Source organism: Methanoregula sp., assembly GCF_041663825.1.
Taxonomy (GTDB): Archaea; Halobacteriota; Methanomicrobia; order Methanomicrobiales; family Methanospirillaceae; genus Methanoregula.
The window spans coordinates 1-3,288 of the sequence record NZ_JBAYLY010000062.1; the positions used below are offsets into that span (position 1 = coordinate 1).

Genomic DNA, 3,288 nt, shown 5'->3' on the forward strand with positions numbered 1-3,288 from the left:
GGCTTGAGTCCTTAACGCGGGGGATTGATACGGGAAACCCGGAACAGGCAGTACTTCCCACGGCGAAAGGGGATACCAAACCATCGAAGAAATGCTCGTCGAGCACCAGCGGCTCGCATACGGTATCGGAGGGCTAACCCCGGCTGAGTTCTGGGATTCAACCCCGGCCGAGTTTGTCCCGTATATCAGGGAGCGGATCAAGTGGAAAGAGGAGCAGGATAAAATGGAAAACTTCAGAGCGGGAACGATTGCGGCGGTAATAGCCAACGTTAATCGTGATAAAAAGAAGCGCCCCACGCCTTACAAAGCGTCCGATTTCTTCCCGTCGCTCAATTCCGGCTCATCTCAGGCAGCACAACCACCACAGGACCGGCTCGGTACGGCACAACGGATCTATAACGTCATGGCGGCAGCGTGGAGATCAACGAAGAAAGGAGGGAAAAAGTAGATGGGACTTGAAGCGTTTGCGAAAGGTCTGGCATTCCCGATCACCGCCGATATTGACGGGCTGATCAAAGGTCTCGGGCAGGCTGACATTGAACTGTCAAAAGTAGAGAAGGCATTCTCCCGGGGCCAACAGGTCATCAAGCAGTACAGCCTCGCTATCGGTCTGGCGATGGAGGGCGCGGCGCTGACGATTGCCACCACTACCAAGTATGCCGCCGAGATGAACGCCAAATTAGGCGTAACCGCTCTTACCATTGGATCGACCACTGAAGAGATGCGGGATCTCGCGCTGAGTACTTCTGACGCAGGATTTAGGCTCGATGACGTGGTATCGACGTTCAGCCTACTGGGCCGGGCGGGCGTCACTGGTACCGCAACGATCCAGACACTTGCAAAAGAGTTTGATACCCTCGGCGATGCTGTCAACGCATCAGCGGCAGAAGTTGCGGATTCAATGATCCCCGCGATGTATGCCTATGATATTCCGCTGACCGAGGTTGGCGATCACATGGACAGCATCGCGTACCTCGTCAACAACAGCCTGATTGATTATTCGGAGCTGGCATCTGTCCTCGGATCGCTCGGAACCACGTTAAACGGTCTTGGATTTTCCCTTGAAGATACTGAAGCACTGCTACTGGCAATGACCAACGCAGGTATCCCGGCATCAGTGGCAGTACGGAAACTCCGGACGGCAATCTCTGATTATAATTCGGCGCTGACAAAATCCGAAGATGCGGCAAAGGGTGTTATATCGGCGGAAAAGACGCTCGAATCCTCAAAGAAATCTCTCGCCCGGCTGGAACGCGATTATGCCCGGGCGCTTGAAGACGCCGCTGACACCTCAAAGGAAGTTGCCCGGATCGAACTTGCATACAGCGAACAGCTTGCCGATGCAAAGAAAAACCTGATCGATCTTGAAAAAGATTATCAGGACGCTCTTAATGAGGCAAAGGACACCACAGAAGACGTTGCGGCGCTTGATAAATCCAGGGCTAAAGAGCAGAAGCGGGAAGCCAAAGCCCTCGCCGATCTCGAAGCCGATTATGCAAAGGAAAAAGCGGATCTCGAATACGAGGCTCGGCTTAACCCGCTGGATTGGTCCGGTAATGCCAAGAAGGTTGCTGATCTGGAAGAGCGGTATGCAGAGCGCCGGGCCGATCTTGCAGACGATGCCGCTGAAAGTACCGAAGAGTACAACGAGCGGCTGGCAGAGATCCAAGACACTACAAAAGAGGTTGCAGCGGTCGAAAAGCAGTATGCAGAACGGCGCGAAGACCTGCAAGAATCGGCGACTAAAGCCGCCGAAGATTACAACAAAGAACTGGCAACAACGCTGGATACCTCCGAAGCCGTTGCCCGTGTGCAGGAATCCTATGCAGATCGGTTTGAGGATACCAATGCCCAAATAGCAGAACAGACGGAAGAACTGCGCAAATTAAGGGAAGAGGCCGCGAAGCCGGCACCCAGTAAGACAGAAGTTGTAACGTCGCTCGGTATCTCGGACGCGGATTTCGCGGCAGCACAACAGAAGATTCTCACTGATTCAACAGGCGCCGCGAAAGCCTATGCAGATGCCAATGAGAAGGCGATCTCCGCAACGGATCGCCTCGCCTCCGCAATGGAAAAACTTACCCTTCAAGCCGGGACGGCTGCCGAGCCGATATCTGATTTATCGGGCGCTCTGGCAATCGGCGGGCCGCTGGTTGTGGCCCTCGCGCAACTCCCGGACCTTGTAAAATCGTTCGGGTTGGCGTGGGCATGGATTACTCCACTCCTCACGAAAGCAGGGGCAGTCTTATCAGGCTCGTTGTTTGCCGGGATTGCGGCCGGTATCGCTCTCGGACTTGCGGGTGTCTGGGTGCTGCTCAAAACCGGGTTCTTAGATTTCATGACGAAACTTGGTGAACTGTTCGGAGCTATCGCTCCACAGTGGGCACAAGACGTTTTGATGATCATCGCATCCCCGCTGGCATCGCTTGGGGCGGGCATCATTGCGCTTGTATCGGGCAACTTCGACCAGATCGGCACCAATATGATTAAGCCTTTTGAGTGGGCAGCAGAGGCTATTGGAAGGATTGTATCGGGCATTGCAGACGCGATCAAGTGGCCGATCAACGCCGTGATCGACGGGCTCAATTCAATGATCGACGGTTTCAATGCCGTGTCATCTCTCGGTGGCCTTACATCAGGATTTGATATCCAGTCTATCCCGCGCCTTGCAGCCGGTGGCACGATCACCAGCCCCGGGAATGTCATGGTGGGGGATGCCGGCCCGGAGATCCTGACGCTCCCCACCGGCGCAACCGTAACGCCCCTCGGTAATGCCGGCGAGCGCATTGTTATTACCGGCAACACCTTCAACGTCCGGAACGACAACGACATTAAACTGATCTCACGGGAATTGCTGGCGCAGATCTCCCGTGAGAACCGAGCCCGGGGGATCTCATCATGAGCGAATCCCGCATGATCATGGTCGCTGTGGGGCTGGCACTGGTAATCGCCGCCGCGCTGATCTGGATCCGGGAACATCTGGGGGCGTAAAATGGCATACCAGGTTTGGGCGTTTGTAGCTGGCGGGGCAAAGGCGGCGGTCTTGGAAAATGCGTATGATATCAAGCGCACCGAGAAGATCAATACTGCCCCTACGCTGTCTTTTTCCATACCGGTGGACGTTCCGCAATCCAGTTTCATCGCGACGGCATACGAGATAAAGGGGTGGAACATCGTCAAAGGCCGGTTCGAAGGTCTGTTTGTCCTGGACGATTGCACGGGAAATTGGGGATCGTCCGGGTCCGTGCTGGAATGCAACTATTCCGGCGCGATGGCACAGTTGACGAA

General features: G+C 55.0%; 3 protein-coding genes. All 3 read left to right on the plus strand.

All coding sequences use genetic code 11. From position 1 onward, the window contains the following. Positions 1-91 precede the first annotated feature (91 nt). Positions 92-448: a hypothetical protein gene (locus tag WCX19_RS14935; protein WP_373009525.1), complete on the plus strand. Its 357-nt coding sequence runs from the start codon at positions 92-94 to the stop codon at positions 446-448. After that, positions 449-2,902 (plus strand): phage tail tape measure protein, encoded by a 2,454-nt coding sequence (locus WCX19_RS14940; RefSeq protein WP_373009526.1) that lies wholly within the window; start codon positions 449-451, stop codon positions 2,900-2,902. It begins immediately after the preceding gene. A 90-nt stretch (positions 2,903-2,992) separates the two neighbouring features. After that, positions 2,993-3,288, plus strand: a 296-nt coding sequence (locus WCX19_RS14945) for a hypothetical protein (RefSeq protein ID WP_373009528.1), incomplete at its 3' end; no start/stop codon positions are given.

Excerpts from the sequence above, each read along its gene's own strand:
- WCX19_RS14940 (WP_373009526.1), top strand. The coding sequence starts at position 449 with ATGGGACTTGAAGCGTTTGCGAAAGGTCTGGCATTCCCGATCACCGCC.
- WCX19_RS14935 (WP_373009525.1), top strand. The coding sequence starts at position 92 with ATGCTCGTCGAGCACCAGCGGCTCGCATACGGTATCGGAGGGCTAACC.